The organism is Burkholderia vietnamiensis LMG 10929 (assembly GCF_000959445.1).
GTDB lineage: Bacteria > Pseudomonadota > Gammaproteobacteria > Burkholderiales > Burkholderiaceae > Burkholderia > Burkholderia vietnamiensis.
The window spans coordinates 665,597-684,995 of the sequence record NZ_CP009630.1 but is presented as its reverse complement, the minus strand read 5'-3'; the positions used below and the strand labels follow the sequence as shown (position 1 = coordinate 684,995).

Genomic DNA, 19,399 nt, shown 5'->3' with positions numbered 1-19,399 from the left:
GCCAACGCCGCCTCGCGCCGCCATGCGCGATCGTCGCGGTGCCCATGTCAAGCGTGCGGCCGCGTCGCCATGCAGACCGGTGAGCCCTGCCGAACATCCCGATCCGCACGAGCTGCGTCGTTGGCGCCAGGCATGCCGAACCGGCACGTATGCTCGCGCACATCCCACGCGTCGATCCGGACGACATCGCCCGTAACGCTCGACGCGCTCTAGCTCCCGCGCGTCAGACGGATCAACGTGATCTCGGACGGCACGCCGAAGCGATTCGGCGGGCCCCAGTAGCCGGTGCCGCGGCTGGTGTAGAGCCACATCGCGCCGATCCGGTTCAGCCCGCCGATCACGGGCTGCTGCAGGCGCACGAACGGCGGCCACGGCAGAAACTGGCCGCCGTGCGTATGGCCGGACAACTGCACGGTGAAACCGGCGCGGCTCGCCGCTTGCGCGCTGCGCGGCTGGTGCGCGAGCAGGATCCTGGTGGCGACGTCGGGCGGCGCGCCCGCGAGCGCCTGTTCGGGATCGCTGCGATGCGCGGGATCGAAGCCGCCCGCCGTGAAATCGGTGACGCCCGCGAGCACCGCGCGTGCGCCGTCGCGCTCGATCAGCACGTGCTCGTTGAGCAGCACCGTCAGGCCGATCCGCCGGAACTCGTCGATCCAAGCATGCGCGCCGGCGTAGTACTCGTGATTGCCGGTGACGAGAAAGCTGCCGTGCCGCGAGCGCATGCTGCCGAGCGGCGCCGTATGCTCGCGCAGCCGCTCGACCGAGCCGTCGACCACGTCGCCGGTCACGACGACCAGATCCGCATCGAGCGCGTTGACCACGCGCACGATCCGCTCGATGAACGGCCGCTTGATGGTCGGCCCGACGTGAATGTCCGACAGTTGCACGATCGTCAGCCCGTCGAGCGCAGCCGGCAACTCGTCGACGGGAATCGACACGCGCTTGACCGCCGCGGTGCGCCGCGCGCCCACGAAACCGATCGCGCTGACCAGTACCGCGGCTGCCAACACTGCGAGCGCCGTAGCGGACGCCGCATCGCTCCACGCGCCGGGATGCACGAATTGCCGCCAGGCGACCACGCCGAGCAGCACCAGTTCGCGCAGCAAGGTCAGCACCAGCAGCGACGAGAAGAAGCCCATCGCGAGCGCGCCGGTCCAGCCGAACAACGTGGCGGCCCAGCCCTCGTCGAAGCGGCGCGAGAACATGCCGACCGGAATCAGCACGACGAAGCTCGCGAGCACGAGCGCCGCTACGGTTCGCGCGAGCGGCGACGTGAACGCGTCGGGGATGATCCGCATCCCGACATACAGATGCAACAGCACGCCGATTGCAATGAATCGGACAAAGAAACTTCGCATGGAATGCTCATCCTGATCGCGATATCGATTGCGCGCCGCGCGCCGGACGTGAACATGACGTCGGCTCACGTTGTGTCCGGCGTCGCGCGCCCTATGTCCGATGGTACACAGATACCGGGCGGCACGACGGGACGCGCGTCGGGCGTACCTGAGCGGGCGGCGGCGGCCGCGCTCATGACGGAGACGATCGACGCGGCGCAATGAGCATTACCGCATGCGGCGGCCGTCCGCCGACGCTGCCGACGCGATTGACGTACGCGCGAGCCGCCCACTAGAATGCCGCCCATCCCTCCTTCAGGAACCATCGTGGACAGTTGCAGCCCTTCGCTGCGTGCGCCGCTCGCCGCCTGAACGCCTGTCCCACGCAGCAATCCTGCCGCGACTCGCGTTCCGCGAGTCCGCACGCTTCCCGTTTCACACTGAATGACGCATTCGCGCGGTACAGTACCGCGCGATGACGGCCATCGCATCGCGCTCGCCCAGCGCCGCCGCGATGCGGGCCGGCAAGCGCGCTTTACACGGCAGGACCAACATGACGCTCGATTTCGCACTCCGTCTTTTCACCGCGTTCGCCTGCGGCGTCGCGATCGGCCTCGAACGCCAGATGCGCCAACGCACGGCCGGCCTGCGCACGATCACGCTGGTGGCGAGCGGCGCCTGCCTGTTCGTGACGCTCGGCGTGCTGACCGGCAACGGCGTGGCCGGCGTCACGCAGATCGCCGCGTACGTCGTGTCCGGCGTCGGCTTTCTCGGCGGCGGCGTGATCATGCGCGACAAGGGCTCGATCCAGGGCATCAACACGGCCGCGACGCTGTGGTGCTCGGCCGCCGTCGGCGTACTCGCCGGCGCCGGCCACTTCGTACCCGCGCTGGCCGGCACGGGCGTGGTGCTGCTCGCCAACACGGTGCTGCGCGGCGTCAGTCAGGCGATCAACGCAACGCCGGTGTCGAATGCCGATCTGGTGCGCGAATACCGGATCACCGTGATCTGCCTGGCCGCCGACGAAGTGCACATCCGCACGCTGCTGTCGAACGCGATGTACGCGAAGCCGCTGTCGTTCCAGAGCCTGACGAGCGAGGACGTGCCCGAGCAGCCGGACCGGCTGAAGGTCACCGCGACGCTGAAGCTGCATCCGAAAGATCAGCAGAAACTCGAACAGATCGCGAGCCGGATCAGTATGGAGAAGAGCATTTCAAGCGTGAGCTGGACCGCGAAGGAGGCGGAGCCGATGATGGAGTGAGCGGCGGCCGCCCGATGCGCGCGTGCATGCGGGCATGCAGGCGGCTGCGGTGCCGCGTCAGGGCGTGTCGATGAGGCCGGCAGCGATCGCCTTGACCACCGCCTGAACCTTGTTGGTCGCCGCGAGCTTCTCGAGGATGTTGTTCACGTGGAAGTTCACCGTGCGCTCCGAGATGCTGAGGATCTGGCCGATTTCGCACGCGGTCTTGCCTTCGGCCGTCCAGCACGGCACTTCGCGCTCGCGCGCGGTCAGCGTGACGCCCGCCGCAGGCGACAGCTTCGGCAGCATGAAGCGGCTCATCAGCGAGTGCGACAGGTTCGCGAGCCAGTTGGTCTGCAGCGTCAGCATGTTGATCTCGGCGGGCGTGAGGCGGTCCGCGTGACGCGAGATACTCAGCAGCCCGAACGCTCCGCGCGCGGCCCAGCTCGACTGCGCGACGCCCACGGCCAGCCCGAAGTCGCGCGCGTCCTCCCACAACGGACACGGGTCGATCCGGTCGACGTCCGGCCACACGATCATGTTGGTGCTCAATGCGCCTTCGCGCACCGTCGAGTCGATTTCGATGTAGTTGCGCGCCTGATAGTGCGCCATCCAGCCGTCCGGATAGGTATCGAAGATCGCGACCGCCGGCTTCGATACGGGCAGCGGCACGCGAATGCCGTAACAGCAATATTCGAAGCCGAGCCGTTTAGAATAGGCGGCGATCCGCTGGAAGAGCTGCTGCTCGTCTTCCGCGGCGCTGAATTGTTGGTAGGCATCCTGCCAGCGCAGTTCCATTCTTTCTCCGACAACGTCACGCTGTCATACCTGTCAGGTGCCAGCACCGGTTGGGGGCTGATACATTCCGCGCATGACTTCACCTTTGTTGCACCCGGTCCGCAGTCCGTCTCCGGACGGCTACGTGCGCCTGTCCGCAAGCGCATTGGCCGCGCTCGCGCTCAACCATGTCGCGAGCGGTCTCGATGCCTCGCTGCTCGACGAATTGCGCGAAGGCGGCATCGACGCGCGCCTGGCCGGCTATACCGAATGGCACCGCCCGGCGAGCGTCGGTGTCGCATACCTGACGGTCGGGTGGGACTGGTATCTCGACCGCGCGACGAGCACCTTCGTGATCGCATACGGCGACGTCCGCAGCAACATCATGGCCGTCGACGCGACGGGCGCCGATCTCGGCATGTTCCGCACCGCGGCCGCGCTCGCCACCCGGCTCACGGATCTCGACTGGGCCGCCGCGGTCGCTGCATCGGTACTGGGTCGCAACGACGCCTATCATGCCGGTCCCACGCTCCAGTGACAACCGTCCCGGCTTTCCTCTGACTTTTCCGCAAGACTGGCGCTCTTTATAAGCAAAAGCCGCCCGTATTTCAATCCCGCCGATCAAGAAACCGTTACCACCGGTCGAATGATACCGGTAAGCCGCCACCCTGTAAGAGTTACCAGTTACAGCCTCCTCGGGCCGCGCGATGTAATGCGTGCATCCCAAAGTACCGATCCGAGGACACCATGCGGACCTTCGTTCACGAGGAAGGGCGGCTGCCAAGCGAGCTTGCAGCGGAACTGGGGCGCTATCGGCGCCGTGTGTTCATCGAGCAACTCGGCTGGGCACTTCCGTCTGCAAACGAGCGTTTCGAGCACGATCAGTTCGACCGTGACGATACGGTCTACGTGTTCGCGCGGGACGCCGGCGGCGACGTGTGCGGCTGTGCGCGCCTGTTGCCGACCACGCGTCCGTATCTGCTGGAGTCGCTGTTCGCCGATCTCATCGCCGAAGACGTCGCCCTGCCGCAATCGGCGGCCGTCTGGGAGCTGTCGCGGTTCGCGGCCACCGGCGACGAAGGCGGCGCGGGCAATGCCGACTGGGCCGTGCGGCCGATGCTGGCAGCCGTCGTCGAATGTGCTGCGCAGCTCGGCGCGCGGCAGCTGATCGGCGTGACGTTCGCGAGCATGGAGCGGCTGTTCCGCAGGATCGGCGTGCACGCGCACCGCGCCGGACCGCCGAAACAGGTGGATGGCCGTCTGGTGGTCGCATGTTGGATCGATATCGACCCGCAAACGTTTGCGGCACTTGGAATTACGCCGGGACGGGCTGCCCGGCAAGCCATCGCCGCCTGAGCCGGAACGCGCGTAGTCCGGCCGGACGGAATCGTAACAAAGGAGAATCAGTGTGGATCAGTCTCAGGTCTTTCGCGCAATGATGCCCGGATTGACGGGCGCTGCCGGAGCCGGCATCACGCTCGCCTACCCGTTGTTCCCGCGCGCGCTGCCGCTCGTGCGGCTCGATCGACGCGGATTGGTGTTTCGCGCGAGCGGCGTCGCGCCGCTCGTCTGCGGGCTGCCGCGCCCCGCCACGCTGCTGATTGCGGACGAGCCGCTCTGCTCGCTGCGCCTCGTGATTCGCGACGTCTGTGCCGCAGGCGACGGCCGGCACGACCTGACGATGCAGCCGTCCGGCGCCGCCGGCGACGAACTGCTATGGCACGCGTTGCGCGAGCGCGAACCGTACCGTCGGATTCGCGAGCCGCTCGCGCCGATCGACCGCGCCATCGACACCGCGATCGCGCCGGGCGGCGACGGGCAGGTGACGGATACCGCGCAACGGCCATCGCGCACGGCGGCGTTCCGCCTGAGCAGCCACAGCGACGCCCTCTTCTTCGCCGACTGGCTCGAATATCACTTCGACGAGTTGCATGCGCTGGCGCAGGAGCGCGGCCCGCAATTGCACCTCAATCAGTTGCAGCGGCAGGTGGCCGACGACGAGGTCGGCGTACGGTTCGTCTATGACGTCAATGGGCATGCGACCCGGCACGCACTGACCGATTGCGCGCGAGAAGCTTGCGCCTGGATCGAGACGGAAATGCGCGACAAGTACGCGGTGCCGGTCGCGCAGGAGCGGTTCGGCGGATTCTCGGGGAACGTTGCGTTGCACAATTACAACTAGGGCTTGCCAGGCCTCGGGTTTTCCCTTAAAGTTCGAACTGTCTCCTCCATGTCTCCAAGCATGGATTCAGCCCGCTCAAGTAGCGGGCTTTTTCTTGTCTGCGATATTTTGATGGGGACGGATGAGGGATGCAGTCCGGCTGCCGGCGGCGTGGCGGTTTTGTAGCTTCGCAAAGCGATGAGAGTCGGGCGTGCGACGCTTCAACCGTCCCGCGTGCGTTCAATCCGTCTGGCCTGCCGGCGTCACGACCTTCTCGCCGCGAGCGCGCATCGCTGCGCGTTGCGCCTTCGGATCGAGCGGCGGCCACGGCGCGCCGGCCGCGACGATCTTGCGACGAATCCCCTCGATACGCGTACGCGCCGACGAATCCGCGGTCGTATGGTTCTTCAATTCGTTCTGCAGCACCCACCCGTACGACACCCCGAGCTGGCTGGCAGTCTTCGGATCGGCGCCGTGCGCGAGCAGGTAGTCGACGACGTCCCACTGCTGAATCATCGTCGCCTCGAAGAGTGCGGTCTTTCCGAGCGAGTCGCGCGCATTCACGTTCGCCTTGTGCTCGACCAGCAGCTTCAGCTGGGGCAGCAGCCGGTTCTCTGCAACCGCGAAGATCATCGGCGTGTCGCCGTTGTACAGCCAATTGGGATCGAGTCCGCTGTTCAACAACACGCGCAGAAGGTTGGGCGTATCGGCCCGCAATGCGACATCGACCACCGATCCACCGCTGCTGCCAACCGGGGCCTTCGGATCCGCACCGCTCTTCACGAGCACCGAAATGATCTGGTACCGCGGATTAGACGCATCGTTCTTGACCGGAACGATTTCCTGCACTGCGTACGACAGCAGCGTCGTGTTCTTCGCGCCGCGCGCATTCAGATCGGTCTTCGGCGCGAGTTGCTGAACCCGGCCGAGATCGCCGTCATGAATGGCCTGAGCCAACGTGAGTTGCTGCCCCGAAAAGAAATCTTCCGGTGCGTAACGTTGGAAGCCAGTCATGTTGGTCCCTTGGGCTTGAGTGGACCACCAGAGCGGTGAGGTCACTCCAACGAGTGCGGCAATCGCGCCGGTGGTTATCGCTTTCTTGTATCGCATCAGTGAGATGAATTCACCTGTGAAACCAGGCCGAACTGATCCGTCGTGACCTGCTGGTTGACGGCCCGAAGGTCAGCTTGATGGTGTTCGGCGTCATCGCCACGGCGCCATCGCCGACACGATGCTCGATCCCGTCGCTCGCCTGATGGCTCTGCATACCAGACCCGGTCTTGCTCGCGATCGCCTTCGTGTTAATGATGTTCGCCGTGGTGTCGCGCGTCAGCGCGATGGTTTCCGTCAAGCCGCCGTGCGCGATCTGCTTCGTCTCGCTGCTCTTGAGCAACGACACCGTGCGCGCCGGCTTCGACCGTGTGCGTTTCCGAATCCTTTGACCGTGTTCATATCCTTGTGCGCGTGAATGGCGCCGGGAATCGTGGAGGCCAAGAGATACAACGCTCGGCTCGCCCACGACCGGTGAGACGTACAAGTAACCATCGTCAGCGTTGCCTTCATTCCGTGCTTTTCGGAAACGGATCAACCAAATCCGCCGTCCGCACCCATCCAAACGTAACGCGCCCCTCACCCCTAGGCCCAGCACCAACATAACGAATGTATGAAAAATCACCTTGCGTCTTTAGTACAACAACCCCATCCCCATAGACAAGATAGGACTTTCTCGCAAAAAACCTTCCATCACGATTATCGTAAAAAAGTGTTTTACTCTTCGCGATCCGAATCCCGATCGCCGGCACTTGCTGAGTTACTCGGTAGCTGACCGACCGATAGTCTTTAGGGCCAAAGGTAAAAGTTCCCGTCGCATTTTCACATCCAGCTTGACCAGCCTCGGTTTGTATAACCCATTCATCGTCGCGTCGATATAATGTCGCCCTAATGTCGAACGCTTTGTTTCTGCTTGAAAAGCTCGGCGATTTTTCACCCATAATAAAAGTCAGCAATGACGTGGCGGCGTAGCCATCGACATCTTTAGCATCCGATTTACCCCCATCTTCCGCGAACAAGAAGCTACATGAAAACTTCGCATTCCGTGAATCATAGAATCCAGAGACCGAGCTGCCATCGCGAAATCCAACCAGACCCGGCTGATCAAATATTATGGCTTCACCAGCAAAAGACAATGGCACCGACAACGATGTGACAAACAATAACGCAATGAATTTACTTGAATTGTTCATAGAATTTTTTGAGATTGTTAGCATAATCAGGGTTCTTCGTGCGCCAGCCTCCGCCATTATATGACGTTGCCACCTGCTCCCAATTGTGATTTTTCAACCCATCAACACCAGCACTCTTCTCTTTTTTCATAAACGCAATAAATATCTCCATTTGCCCGTCCGTTCCAGACATAAACTTATCGGCAAACTCAGCAGGCGTCGCACATCCACACGATGAATAATATTCCCCAAGAATCTGAAATCCACCCCAAGAGCATGATTGTATGGCGACATCAAAATCTAGAGCTGCCGCGCGAACCAACTTCTCATATTGGTTGAGATTGCCTCCACCGTATTGATCTCCGTGCGGGAAGCAAAGGTCAGGAAATTTTGGATAGGGATTTTCGGGAGGTCCCTTTTTTTGGGGCGGATGCGTTTTCTTTTTTGGCGCACCATTCGCCTTCTCGCCCTTCGAGTCCGCGGCCTTCTTTTCCGCCTCCCGTTCTTTTTCCTCCGCCTCCTTGTCGCGCTTCTTTACGGAGAGGTCGAAGAAGTGTCTTCGCTCATAAAGTATAGGCGGGAGTCCATTTTCCAAAAACGGATGTCCTTGAGATTCTTGTTGAACCAACGCTTTAATGGCGGCGACTTCTACATTAAGCTCGCTTGCCATACGCCGATACTGTGAATCAGAAAAGAACTCTGATTTGGGGTAACTCAACCTCGAACCAAAAACACTGAATGCTACGGTACGCGGCTTGCCGGTATCCACCACTTTATAGTGATGCTCAATCGTAATCTTAGTCTTTTTCTTGTGAGACTTTGGATCAATAGTGACTTCTTTATTTTTCTTGGGAAAGTCCTTGCTCACCTTGCCTTGCTCGGTGACCTTTTGCGTCCATGCAATGTACCGACCGAATTCCTTAATCAATCGCTCGATCGTCATAACCTCCCCTTCTTTAACAACAGGAAGATCGAGATTCTGTTCAAATTCGTCTTTCGGCGTCAGTTTAGTGGTGGCATCCAGATGATATTCGGGACTGACAATGGTAAAAGCACTAATATCTTTTTTGGGTACAATCTGAGCTTTCCATGCGTATTCCCCTCGACGGTTTTTCACAAAAACATCGATCGGCTGGTTGCGAGCCGCATTTGTGATCGTCACTGCGAACCCATCCTTGTCGGTGGTCGCTTCCGTCTTGTTGTCGGAAATTGGCGGTGACGGTGTAGATGTCGGTTGGGCTTTGCCATCCGATGGTGTTTGCGCGTGTGCCGCTCCCGCCGCGTCGTTCGTCGCGGGAGCCGCATCGTGAACCGTCGCAGGGTCGACGCCGGTTTGCCATGGAGTCGCCGGCGGTGTGTTCTTGGCGGCTTTCAACTGCACGACAAGACCTTCGATGGGCTTTTGCAGCACGTCGCGGAAAAGCACGGTCACTTTGACGGAGGCCGCCGATTCAGGCTTGGCCTTCGGAGCAGGCGCGTCTGCTGGTTTTGCGTTCGACACTACTTCTCCTTATCGATTTCACTAAGGTCGAATGTTGAATCAGTTAAGATTCCTGTTGCCCGCCGTCCGAGTCTTCTATCTCGTCGTCGTCCAGTTCATCATGATCGTAAGCATCTTCAATCGCGTGCCAGTCGCCGCCACCGATCTCGCACTTCACCTTTGTTGACGTCGGCGTGCGGACGATCGCTGTTTCACCGTCGAGTAGCCCGCCCTGCTGTTGAAGCGTTCCGTCAGGTAGATAAATGCGATAAGTTTGCGCGTGTAGTGCTTCCCCGACACCGAGATTTGCGACAACCGATGATATGTCGAAACTCTGCGTATATTCGTGGGTAAGGTTCTGCGGCAAAGTACTCACCGGAAGCGGCGGCATGGAATAGCGCATGCTGGCCGGCCCACTGAACGAATGTTGCGCGCCCTTGAACTCGACGGTCCCCGGAGCGTGCCCGCGGATATTGCCGCCTTCAAGCGTGATCGAAGCACCACCTGCCGTGAGCACCAGCTTCCCGCCCGCGGCGATCTCGACATCGCCTTGCGCCAATAGTTTGAGAACTTCTTTGGCAATCACCTCGACATTCGCGTCATGGGACTGGATCTGCACGGGCCCCTTGGTAAATAACCTAATCGCCGTCTGCGAGAACATCCCGATTGCCTTGGCGGCATTTACGATGAATGCTCCAGCAGATCCGATGTGCGTGTTCAGGCCGCTGACCAAATTGATATGGCGATCGGCTGTCATGTGCAGCGAGTCTTGCGTAGACGTGCCGACGCCGAACGGACTGGCGAGCAACAAAATCGCCTTCTTGAACGCATTCGCGCTGCCTGTCCCGCCACCAGCCGTGCGCCCGCCCCCGGCTTCCGGCGCCTCAGACTGCTGGGTGGCATCAGTGAACAGTTTGAGCGAATCGTGGCTGTCCTTGAGGCTGTCTGCGTGGTGCTGGACACCGACGTTCGACAGTGTCTCAACAATGCTCTCGGCGCCGATCAATTGGCGCTGTGCTTCATTGACGTCGAGCTGATCATCGTTGTGCGCCTTCGGATGCGTTCCGATGTATACACCGCGATTAGCCCGCACACCAAGATAATCATCGGTATGCAGCAATGCTCCTTTACCGAGGTATCGGCCCCGCGCGTTGTTATTGCCTGCGTGGTCGATCAGGATCCCTTGATGATACAGGCTGTAGCTGTTTCCAACCTTACCCGTGTAGGTGGTCAGTCGCGTAGCACCCTGATTCGTGGAATCGTCGTGCACGAAAGCATTGTATGCGCCGCTCCTGCCGAAGCCACTCGACATGAGACCCGACAGCAGGACGTTGCTATGCCACTGGGGCGGCGTTGTCTCGGACGGCAGACGCCCCAGTACATATGGCCGATCGCAATCACCTTGAAAATAGTCGACTAGGACCCACTCATTCTTGCGTGGCACATGTACGCCACCGTATCCGTATCCAGTATCGGCTTGCATCACCAGCAGCGGAGGCGATGTTTGCGTGACGTCCGTTCCGCTACGCTGGTCCCACGGATAAACCACGAAGATGCGATTGCGCTCGTCTGCCCATGCTTCTTCGTTGTCGGGACCGCTTACGAGCGCGTGCTCGGCATGCATCAGCGGCTTCTTATGCTCGAACGGACTGCGATACTCGACGTTGGTGCGCTGCGATTCCACTTTCACTAGGTACACACCGGCCTGGCCGTCGACAGGATTGGCCCGTGAGCCGAACTGACTACCATGCTCCCGGCGCAAGTCCGACAAAGTGCTCTGTAAACTCAGTGGATACGTCGCGGCATGATTGGATAGCGGCACATTGTTTTCAATGAACCACTCAACCTCGACGACCATGAACTCTCGAAGGTTCGGATCGACCGTCATGTGCCGCGTATGATGTTCGAGGGTGAAGCGGGAACCAGCATCGAGCCACCGCACCCCCCCGAGGCCAATATATCGGCGAGCTGCAGAAGTCCAAGCCTCAGTGCGGTTGGAGGCGCGTCGCTGCCCATCGTTCGAGGTCGGATAGGCATACGAGAGGGCTTCGCGTACGATCATCGGCGCATACGGGATTTCGCGCTTCACTTGCTGACGTCGCTCTTCCGTCATGTACGTGATCGCGCTGTCGCCAAGATCGCTGCGCACGGAGTAATTCTGCTGAGGATTTTTGTAATTGAAGGACGTCGTCGCGTACGCAAGGCTTTGGGCCGTCTGCGTCACTGCCCATTGCGTAAAGCCATCTATCTCGCCACCGATCGCAGCATTGCAAAATTCGATTGGCTTCGCTTCGGGTAAGGCAGAAAGTCGGTCGACGACAACGAGTGTAGACGCACGCGGATCTTCTTCATATTGGACGGCTGCATGCTCGAAATAGAAGTACCATCCCTCGTCCTCGAGAATCCGATGGAAGAAGTTCAGATCAGATTCACTCTGACGGGTATATGACCGCACGCTAGGCTCATCCGCCAGAGCGAAGCGAACTCGCCCGGCAAGTTGCGGGTAAGCACTCAGCAATTCAGAGAGGATGTCCTGCGCGCTTTTGTTGAACCATTGGTCGTTCTTGCTCGCTTTGCCAAGAAAGAACAGCGCAGACTCGAATTCAACTTGGTAAACGGTCAGATTTCCGTCTTGCCCGAGCGTATGGAATTTATGTACGAAGCCATGGATCGGCCGATAAGCTGATTCTGCAAAAGGTGTTGAGGTCTGCTGGACAAATAGCGTGACTGGCTGGTGCTCGAGCTCAAGATTGTCGATATCGTCCCGCAGCGATACGACATCGACCACCCATCGATAGCCTCGCCCGACTCTAGACCACCCCTTCGCTCGCACGGGGATGAGAGTCTGCGCGCCCAAATGGGAACGGAACATGAGCAGCCGCTCGTGCTGCATCAAGCCCCGATGTATCGACTCGTATAGCGAGGTTGCCTGCGATCCGGGGGGACCGATGGGTGGGAGAACCATTTTTTGTTCCTTGTCTCTCAGGTTCGACCGCCAAAGACGCAACGCCGGCGACGGTCAGCCAATGCGAAGAAGAATCGCTCGCGCGATTCTATCCAAAATTGGACGAAACGGCCTCTCAGATCCGGTTTCTAAGAGACGGTTTCATAAAAACTGATCGGCCCGCCGAAGGGTATTCCAGCAGATCAGACAGCAACCGAGTTTGAGGAACGCGCCGTGAATGTCTGCACGGCGCTCGAAACGAATACGGAGACGACGGAAGTGATGCAGCCAGGCATGCGTGCGTTCGACGACCCAGCGATATTTGCCAAGGCCGCTGCCATGTTCGGTACGGCGCTTGGCGATCACTGGCTCGATACCGCGATCGCGCAACGCGCGCCGATGTCGCTCGGAGTCGTAACCGCGATCCGCGTAGACCACACGCGGCCGCTGCAATGGGTGGCCACGCAATCCGCGGATCGGCGGAATCGCGTCGATCAGCGGCAGCAATTGCGTGACGTCGTTGAAGTTCGCGCCGGTCAGGATCGCGGCGAGCGGCGTACCGTTGGCGTCGGTGACGATGTGGTGCTTGGAACCGGGTCGCGCGCGATCGGTGGGGTTTGGCCCAGTTTTTGGCCTGCCCCAACGGCGCGAATCGATGATGAATCGACGGCGGCTCGTGAGAAGTCGATCTGGTCCGCTGCGCGCAGCTTTGCGAGCAGTAGCTCGTGCAAGCGATCCCAGACACCGGCTGCTTGCCAATCGCGCAGCCGGCGCCAACATGTCACGCCCGAGCCGCATCCCATCTCGGCCGGCAGGTCGCGCCAGCGTAGTCCGGTCTTGAGAACGAACAGGATGCCGGTCAGCGCGGCGCGATTCGAAACAGGCAGGCGGCCCGGGTTCTTCTCGCGCCGCGGCTTGGGTGGCGGCAGTAACGGCTCGATCAGTGTCCACAATTCATCGTCGATGATCGGCTTGGCCATCTCCTCAGTCTCGGTTGTTCCGATGCCTGAGGTTAACAGCTCACCGCGAAAGTTAACAGCCCCACGGGGCCTTTTTGAAACCGTCTCTAACAATGGTGAACCGCACCGGGAATCGTGGAGGCTGGTTGGTTTAAGTTAATGCGGACACGTCAGCGGCATTTCTGAGTTGCCTGTAGTAGTTTGCCTCAGCTTCAGCAGGCGGGATATAGCCGAGCGGTTCCATCAGCCGATGACGGTTGTACCAGGCGACCCATTCCAGCGTTGCCAGTTCGACGGATTCCCTCGTTTTCCAAGGGGCGCGCCGATGAATCAGTTCCGTCTTGTACAGGCCGTTGATCGTCTCGGCCAGCGCATTGTCGTAGCTGTCGCCCCGGCTGCCGACCGACGGCTCGATGCCGGCCTCAGCCAGCCGTTCGCTGTAGCGGATGCTGACGTATTGAGACCCTCTGTCGGAATGATGAATCAAAGTCCCGTCCTCACCCGGTTGGCGGGCGTACAGCGCTTGTTCAAGTGCATCCAGAACGAAGTCCGTGGTCATCGACGAGCTGACGCGCCAGCCAACAATACGGCGGGCAAACACGTCGATCACGAATGCCACGTACAGCCAGCCTTGCCATGTCGAGACATACGTAAAATCCGACACCCAGAGCTGATTCGGTCGGTCAGCCTTGAACTGCCGGTTGACTCGGTCCAGCGGGCGCGGCGCGGTCACCTCGGGAATCGTCGTGCGAACACGCTTACCGCGAACTGCGCCACGCAAGCCCTGCAGTTTCATCAACCGTCCGACCGTGCAGCGTGCCACTGCAATGCCTTCCCGGTTCATCTGCTTCCAGACCTTCGGCACGCCGTAGACCTGCATGTTGGCCTGCCAGACACGCTTGATCTCCGGTTGCAAAAGCTCATCGCGTTTCGCGCGGGCGCAGCGCTTCGACGGATCGCGAAGTTGTGCTGCATGGCGTCGGTAGCCCGACGGGGCAATCCGCAAGACCTTGCAGATCGGCTCGACCCCGAAGGTGTCGCGATGCTGATCAATGAAGGCCTTCAGGACTTGAAACGGCGGTCGAGCTCCGCCTGGGCGAAAAACGCGCTCGCCAGTTTGAGAATCTCATTGGTCCGGCGCAGTTCCTTGACCTCGCGCTCCAAGGCCTTGATGCGTTCACGCTCGGCCGTACTCACGCCATCGCGCTCTCCACGGTCGACCTCGTCGCGCTTAACCCAATCCAACAACGTCTGCGGCGTGCAGCCGATCATCGGCGCAATCGATTCGACTGCCGCCCACATCGACGGGTGCTCGCTACGCTGCTCGCGTACGAGGCGCACTGCGCGCTCTCGGACTTCCGGGGAAAACTTGCTTGGCTTCTTGTTCATGGCTCCATTCTCTCAAGAGTTGGAGCCTCCACAAAACTCGGGGCGGTTCAAGATGAGGGTGAGCGTTGAGAACGCGATGGCGTGACTACGGCCGAACGTGAATGAATCAAGGCAGCTTGCTTACGGTGCGGGCGTCGAATCTCAGGCAAAACTAGCGCGCGCGAGTCTTATTCGATGGCAGCCGAGCAGCGCAACTTTCTCGACCAGCCCATAGAAATGCGACGCCAGAGTGCCAAGTTTCCTTACGTTTCATCAACTGACGATGTGCCGTAACGGAAACGCAATTTTTCGCTCCGAGCCTTTATCGACAAGGATCCTGCCGCTTTCCGCCTTAAAAATCAAGGGGCTCGCAGGACCCCTTGATTGTGTTACTCGTTCTCTTCGAAGTAATGCCCGAACTTGATCTGCTTGGTCCGGATATACCGTTCGTTTTCCTCGCGCATCGGCACCGCGAGCGCCACGCGTTCGCAGACAGGAATCCCGTGCTTCACGAGCGTATCGAACTTCTTCGGGTTGTTGCTCATCAACCGCACCGACGTCACGCCCAGGATGCGCAGGATCGCCGCGGCCGAATCGTATTCCCGTGCATCGTCGGGCAGGCCGAGGTCGAGATTCGCCTCGACGGTATCGCGCCCCTGCTCCTGCAGCGCATAAGCGCGGATCTTGTTGCTCAGGCCGATACCGCGCCCTTCGTGACCCCGCAGATACAGCAGCACGCCACGATCCTCCGCGGCGATGTAGCGCAGCGCGAGATCGAGCTGCTCGCCGCAATCGCAGCGATACGAGCCAAACACGTCGCCGGTCAGACACTCGGAATGCAGACGCGTCAGTACCGACTGCGCGCCGCCGACGTCACCCATCACGAGCGCGAGATGTTCGGCATCGCTGCCCGATACGCGGAATGCATACGACGTGAACGTACCGTAGCGCGTGGGCAGCGTCGCGGTGGCGACGAGCGTGACGCACTCGTCGGCCTGGCCATTGCCCGGCACGGGCGATTGGGGACGCGAAGACATCATGAATTCAGTGGAAACGATCAGGAATGTAGGAGTTGTGTGGATAGTGCGTGACCGGAGTTTACCGCTAATCTAGAAACGTCACGCGACTGCCGCAGCGGGCGCCGCTATACTGAGCCCGTCGGGTGTCGCGCATCACGCCCTGCCTTCCCTGCATCGTCACGCACACGGAGAAGCATATGAGCACGACTGTCGCGCAGATTCTCAAAGCCAAGCCGGATTCCGGCCGCACCATCTACACCGTCACCAAAGCCGATTTCGTCTACGACGCCGTCAAGCTGATGGCCGAAAAAGGAATCGGTGCGCTGCTGGTGATGGAGGGCGACGAAATCGCGGGAATCGTCACCGAGCGCGACTACGCGCGCAAGGTCGTATTGCAGGACCGGTCGTCAAAGGCCACCCGCGTCGACGAAATCATGACGTCCAAGGTGCGCTACGTCGAACCATCGCAATCCAGCGACGAGTGTATGGCGCTGATGACCGAACACCGTATGCGCCACCTGCCGGTACTCGACGGCGGCAAGCTCATCGGGCTGATCTCGATCGGCGACCTCGTCAAGAGTGTGATCGCCGATCAGCAGTTCACGATCAGCCAGCTCGAACACTATATCCACGGCACACCGGCGATCACGTCCGCCTGACCAACCTCAGCAAAAAAGGCCCAAACGCACGAGCGTCTGGGCTGGAAAGCCGCCGGAATGCGGCGACGGAGGTTCTGCTCTGCTGACAAGGACGCGCGCCTCGCGCACGCCTCGTCGGTCACATGCTGTGCTCGGGCAGACCCGGAATCGTTCAGTTGCCGAAGTAGACGGAGTTCACCGGATTCGGCGCTTCATGCGTGCTACGACGGCCCGACTGGCCGGCGCCGGTCGCGACGGCGCCGTAGCCGCTGGTATCGGCCTGCGCGAGCACCGGCTGGTTCGGCTGGATCCGTTGCTCGGCGGCCTCGATGTTCTGCGGGTATTGCGCGTCGCTCGCGAGCGGCTTGTAGCCGTTCTGCTCGAGTTGCACGAGCTCGGCGCGAACCTGTGCACGGGTCAAGCCCTGCTCGGACTGTGCAAACGAGGCAATCGGCGCGGCAAGAACGGATGCAGCGATCGCTGCGTAGATGATCGACTTCATGATGGACCTCCGAAATGTGTTCTGTTTTGACGTCGCTTTCGGTGGGACTTGTCCGAAGCGATGGATCAAGTGTAGGCCGCGCCGAACCAAGGGGAAACCCTTGGTTTGAACATACAGCGTTGCGTTTCTGGAAAAAATCAGCGGTCGACGCGCATCGAGATCCCGGCCACTTCGATCATTTCGGAAACAATAGCTGTCGAATTGCCGACAGCAGAACCATCAGTTCAAAGGTTGTGTTGTAGAATCGTAAGGTTTTTCGTCCGACTATTTCCCGCCATCATGTACGCGCCCGCGCTGCTGTTCGTTTCGCCATCCGGCCCGGCCGGCGTGCGTGCGCGCGCCGGCCATCCGACACGACCCAGCGTTCGACGCACGGCCCAGACGCCGCTCGCCCTCGCCCGGCGTCTGATCTGACAGCTCGGCCTCCTTCCGGAGCCAGTTCAGACAGGCTCCGGGCGATCCTCATAGGCACGCCACGCCTGCCCCATGCCGATCATTTGGAGATCCACCATGAAACCTCGCCTTTATCAGTTGACCGAACTCGACGTGGCTCGTCTCGAAAAGCACGCCGAGCACAACCCGCGCTTCCAGACGATGCTCGACACGCTGCTTGAGCGTGCCGACATCGTGCAGCCAAACGCCGTCAAAGCGAACGTCGTCACGATGAATTCACAGATCACGCTGCTGGATGAAACGTCGCAGGAGCAAACCACCTGGACAATCGTTTATCCGGATGCCGCCAATCTCGAACTCGGGCGCCTGAACGTGTTCTCGCCGGTCGGCATGGCGCTGCTCGGTACGCAACGTGGCCAGTCGGTGAAAGTGATGCAGCCGAGCGGTATTGAAAAACTGATGAAGGTCGCCGCGATCGTGTTCCAGCCGGAAGCCAACGGCGAATACACGCGCTGACGATGCGCTGAGGCCCGTGCCGACCGCCGGCACATCCTGACGCACCAACGCAAAAAGCGAGGCTCGCCGCCTCGCTTTTTTGCTCCGACGCTTCGCAATGTCGTGATCGCTTCCGGTACACCCATCTCGTACGCGAAAAAAAAGGCGCCCGAAGGCGCCTTTTTCGATGCTGCGAAGCTGGTTACCCAGCCGTCACGCTTAGAAGCGGTGACGCAGACCAACCGTTGCTGCGGTTTGGTTCATCGACGAGCTCGACGGCGTGGTCAGGTCGCCGTTGTAGATCGATGCGTTCAGACCGCTGCCACGCTGATACACAGCCTGTGCGTAGACATCCGTGCGCTTCGACAGCGAGTAGTCTGCTTGCACGCCAACTTGGTGGAAGTGGGCGCTGTTCAGGCCATCAACCGTGTTCGACAGGCGAACGTTCGTGTACGTGTAAGCAACACCCAGACCCAGAGCCGGCGTCAGGTTGTACTTTGCGTTGACTTCGTAGTTGTCTGCGCGGACCGATTGGCCAGCAACTGCGGTGTTGTCCACACGCGATTGCGTCCAAGCTGCGCCGACTTGTGCCGGGCCGAATGCGTAGCCAGCAGCTGCACCGTACGTGCGGACACGGCCTTGCGAAGCGATGTTCGTCGCGCCGTTGCCGTTGGTACCGTCACCCAGGTTTGCTTGCGAGTACGCGCCACCCAGCTTCAGGCCTTGGAACTGGTACGACAGGCCGCCGCTGTAAGCACGGTTGTTGCCGAAGTTTTGGTTGTTCGAGAACGAGTACGTGCCGCCGAATTGCAGGCCAGCGTAGTTAGCGCTCGTGAACTTCACCGAGTTGTTCAGTGCGACGTCGCCGTTCGTGCTCAGGCGGTCAACGTTACCCGGGTGCGCGAAGTACGTACCACCCCAGGTGCCCGTTGCGGTCAGCGGTGCCAGGTAGTCCTGGACGGAGTCGTACTGACGGCCCAGCGTGACGGTGCCGTATTGGCTCGACAGACCGACGAACGCTTGACGGTTGAACATGCCGCCGTTGTTCGACAGCTTGCCGTTACCGATGCCGAAGCCGCTTTCCAACGTGAAGATTGCCTTCAGGCCGCCACCGAGGTCTTCCGAACCACGCAGGCCGAAGCGGCTTTGGTCAACGCCCGAGCCCATCGACCACAGCGACTTGCTTGCAACGTTGCTTTGGTAGGTGATGCCAGCGTCCAGCACGCCGTACAGCGTGACGCTGCTTTGCGCGTGAGCAACGGTAGCGAACGATGCTGCAGCTGCTGCAACGATCAGAGTCTTGTTCATTCGTGGAGCTCCCTTCTAAAAAGAGGCAGGTCTCGCGACCTTGTTCATAAACGGTCTGCAACCGCCCGGAAACGCCATCGGTCCTGCTGGCTGCGCCCGGAGAGTTGCCCGTTTGGGAACCGTGAGTTTAGGGGTGTACCCTAGGACAGCGATCCGCAAATAAAGAAATAACCTTTTCCTGAACTAGAAATAATCAAATCAGGGGCACTTCATAAGTATTTGTTTTAAAGGATTTTTTTGACCTCTTGACGACTTCTTTTTGGAGCCTTTCATCCCATCATTCTTTCGTGTCATCGTCTTGACGGTTGCATAGAAACAACAAACGGAATCCGTGGATACACCCAAAAACGGTAATTTTTACCCATTCGGATCTCAAATATTGGGGTTGCGGGGGCTAAACACTCAACCATCGAACGGTAAACACTCCGAGACGGCCTCGAGCGGGGCAATCAGCATGGCGAAGTCCTCAAACGAAACCCGCATCGGCCATGGGCCGCGGTCCGCAGGAGGCGGTGACATGCGGTAACAGCCTTAACGGCCACCGTAACCCGAGGAC

General features: G+C 60.3%; 18 protein-coding genes, 1 pseudogene and 1 other annotated feature. Of the genes and pseudogenes, 7 read left to right on the top strand and 12 right to left on the bottom strand.

The genetic code is table 11. The annotated features are described in order from the left end of the window. Positions 1-209: 209 nt before the first annotated feature. The gene (locus AK36_RS03340) at positions 210-1,358 is read right to left on the bottom strand and encodes a metallophosphoesterase (protein WP_011882530.1); all 1,149 of its coding nucleotides are present in this window, start codon (positions 1,356-1,358) and stop codon (positions 210-212) included. A gap of 3 nt (positions 1,359-1,361) precedes the next feature. Between AK36_RS03340 and AK36_RS03335 the strand changes: the two genes are divergently transcribed. Further along, on the top strand, positions 1,362-1,562 hold the full coding sequence (locus tag AK36_RS03335; RefSeq protein ID WP_045577854.1) for a hypothetical protein: 201 nt from the start codon (positions 1,362-1,364) through the stop codon (positions 1,560-1,562). Between the two features lie 328 nt (positions 1,563-1,890). Next, the gene (locus AK36_RS03330) at positions 1,891-2,598 is read left to right on the top strand and encodes an MgtC/SapB family protein (RefSeq protein ID WP_011882531.1); all 708 of its coding nucleotides are present in this window, start codon (positions 1,891-1,893) and stop codon (positions 2,596-2,598) included. 57 nt (positions 2,599-2,655) lie between these two features. Here the strand turns inward: AK36_RS03330 and AK36_RS03325 are convergent, their stop codons facing one another. Further along, on the bottom strand, positions 2,656-3,375 hold the full coding sequence (locus AK36_RS03325) for an autoinducer binding domain-containing protein (RefSeq protein ID WP_045577853.1): 720 nt from the start codon (positions 3,373-3,375) through the stop codon (positions 2,656-2,658). Positions 3,376-3,448: 73 nt separating this feature from the next. Here AK36_RS03325 and AK36_RS03320 point away from each other — a divergent pair, with 73 nt between their 5' ends. From AK36_RS03320 to AK36_RS03310, 3 genes are all read left to right on the top strand, one after another. Further along, positions 3,449-3,892 (top strand): DUF4902 domain-containing protein, encoded by a 444-nt coding sequence (locus tag AK36_RS03320; RefSeq protein ID WP_011882533.1) that lies wholly within the window; start codon positions 3,449-3,451, stop codon positions 3,890-3,892. Between the two features lie 209 nt (positions 3,893-4,101). Next, entirely contained in the window at positions 4,102-4,710 is a 609-nt protein-coding gene (locus AK36_RS03315; RefSeq protein WP_011882534.1) for an acyl-homoserine-lactone synthase, read from the top strand. A 52-nt stretch (positions 4,711-4,762) separates the two neighbouring features. Continuing rightward, a complete protein-coding gene (locus tag AK36_RS03310) occupies positions 4,763-5,536 on the top strand; it encodes a hypothetical protein (protein ID WP_174479778.1) in 774 nt (257 codons plus the stop codon). Positions 5,537-5,755: 219 nt separating this feature from the next. Here the strand turns inward: AK36_RS03310 and AK36_RS03305 are convergent, their stop codons facing one another. From AK36_RS03305 to ribA, 8 genes and pseudogenes are all read right to left on the bottom strand, one after another. Next, the gene (locus AK36_RS03305) at positions 5,756-6,625 is read right to left on the bottom strand and encodes an ankyrin repeat domain-containing protein (protein ID WP_045577851.1); all 870 of its coding nucleotides are present in this window, start codon (positions 6,623-6,625) and stop codon (positions 5,756-5,758) included. 55 nt (positions 6,626-6,680) lie between these two features. After that, positions 6,681-6,982 (bottom strand): annotated as a pseudogene (locus AK36_RS30615) (type VI secretion system tip protein VgrG); the annotation flags it as partial. A gap of 92 nt (positions 6,983-7,074) precedes the next feature. Further along, positions 7,075-7,758, bottom strand: coding sequence for a hypothetical protein (locus AK36_RS32555; RefSeq protein ID WP_144410619.1), 684 nt, complete (start codon positions 7,756-7,758; stop codon positions 7,075-7,077). Beyond that, on the bottom strand, positions 7,742-9,238 hold the full coding sequence (locus AK36_RS30610; protein ID WP_224383333.1) for an N-acetylmuramidase family protein: 1,497 nt from the start codon (positions 9,236-9,238) through the stop codon (positions 7,742-7,744). The genes AK36_RS32555 and AK36_RS30610 overlap by 17 nt, the downstream gene beginning before the upstream one ends. A gap of 43 nt (positions 9,239-9,281) precedes the next feature. Then, a complete protein-coding gene (locus AK36_RS03295; RefSeq protein ID WP_158348936.1) occupies positions 9,282-12,089 on the bottom strand; it encodes a type VI secretion system Vgr family protein in 2,808 nt (935 codons plus the stop codon). A 234-nt stretch (positions 12,090-12,323) separates the two neighbouring features. Continuing rightward, positions 12,324-13,141, bottom strand: a protein-coding gene (locus AK36_RS03290; protein WP_106919403.1) for an IS5-like element IS402 family transposase whose coding sequence is annotated in 2 segments (ribosomal slippage) — positions 12,324-12,793 and positions 12,793-13,141 — 819 coding nt in all. Because the reading frame shifts where the segments join, the coding sequence is not laid out codon by codon here. 130 nt (positions 13,142-13,271) lie between these two features. Then, a protein-coding gene (locus tag AK36_RS03285; RefSeq protein WP_106919311.1) for an IS3 family transposase occupies positions 13,272-14,509 on the bottom strand; the annotation gives its coding sequence in 2 pieces (ribosomal slippage) (positions 13,272-14,218 and positions 14,218-14,509; 1,239 coding nt in all). Further along, positions 14,112-14,228: a sequence feature (AL1L pseudoknot), on the bottom strand. It overlaps the preceding gene by 117 nt. Before the next feature lie 368 nt (positions 14,510-14,877). After that, positions 14,878-15,528 (bottom strand): GTP cyclohydrolase II, encoded by a 651-nt coding sequence (gene ribA, locus AK36_RS03275; RefSeq protein ID WP_045577846.1) that lies wholly within the window; start codon positions 15,526-15,528, stop codon positions 14,878-14,880. A 176-nt stretch (positions 15,529-15,704) separates the two neighbouring features. Here ribA and AK36_RS03270 point away from each other — a divergent pair, with 176 nt between their 5' ends. Beyond that, entirely contained in the window at positions 15,705-16,166 is a 462-nt protein-coding gene (locus AK36_RS03270; protein ID WP_014725314.1) for a CBS domain-containing protein, read from the top strand. A gap of 151 nt (positions 16,167-16,317) precedes the next feature. On the opposite strand, the gene AK36_RS03265 is transcribed toward AK36_RS03270, so the two are convergent. Further along, a complete protein-coding gene (locus AK36_RS03265) occupies positions 16,318-16,647 on the bottom strand; it encodes a DUF4148 domain-containing protein (protein ID WP_011882542.1) in 330 nt (109 codons plus the stop codon). Positions 16,648-17,157: 510 nt separating this feature from the next. Between AK36_RS03265 and AK36_RS03260 the strand changes: the two genes are divergently transcribed. Continuing rightward, the gene (locus AK36_RS03260) at positions 17,158-17,556 is read left to right on the top strand and encodes a GreA/GreB family elongation factor (RefSeq protein ID WP_011882544.1); all 399 of its coding nucleotides are present in this window, start codon (positions 17,158-17,160) and stop codon (positions 17,554-17,556) included. 198 nt (positions 17,557-17,754) lie between these two features. Here AK36_RS03260 and AK36_RS03255 read toward each other — a convergent pair whose 3' ends face one another. Continuing rightward, positions 17,755-18,843 (bottom strand): porin, encoded by a 1,089-nt coding sequence (locus AK36_RS03255; RefSeq protein WP_011882545.1) that lies wholly within the window; start codon positions 18,841-18,843, stop codon positions 17,755-17,757. Positions 18,844-19,399: the final 556 nt, after the last annotated feature.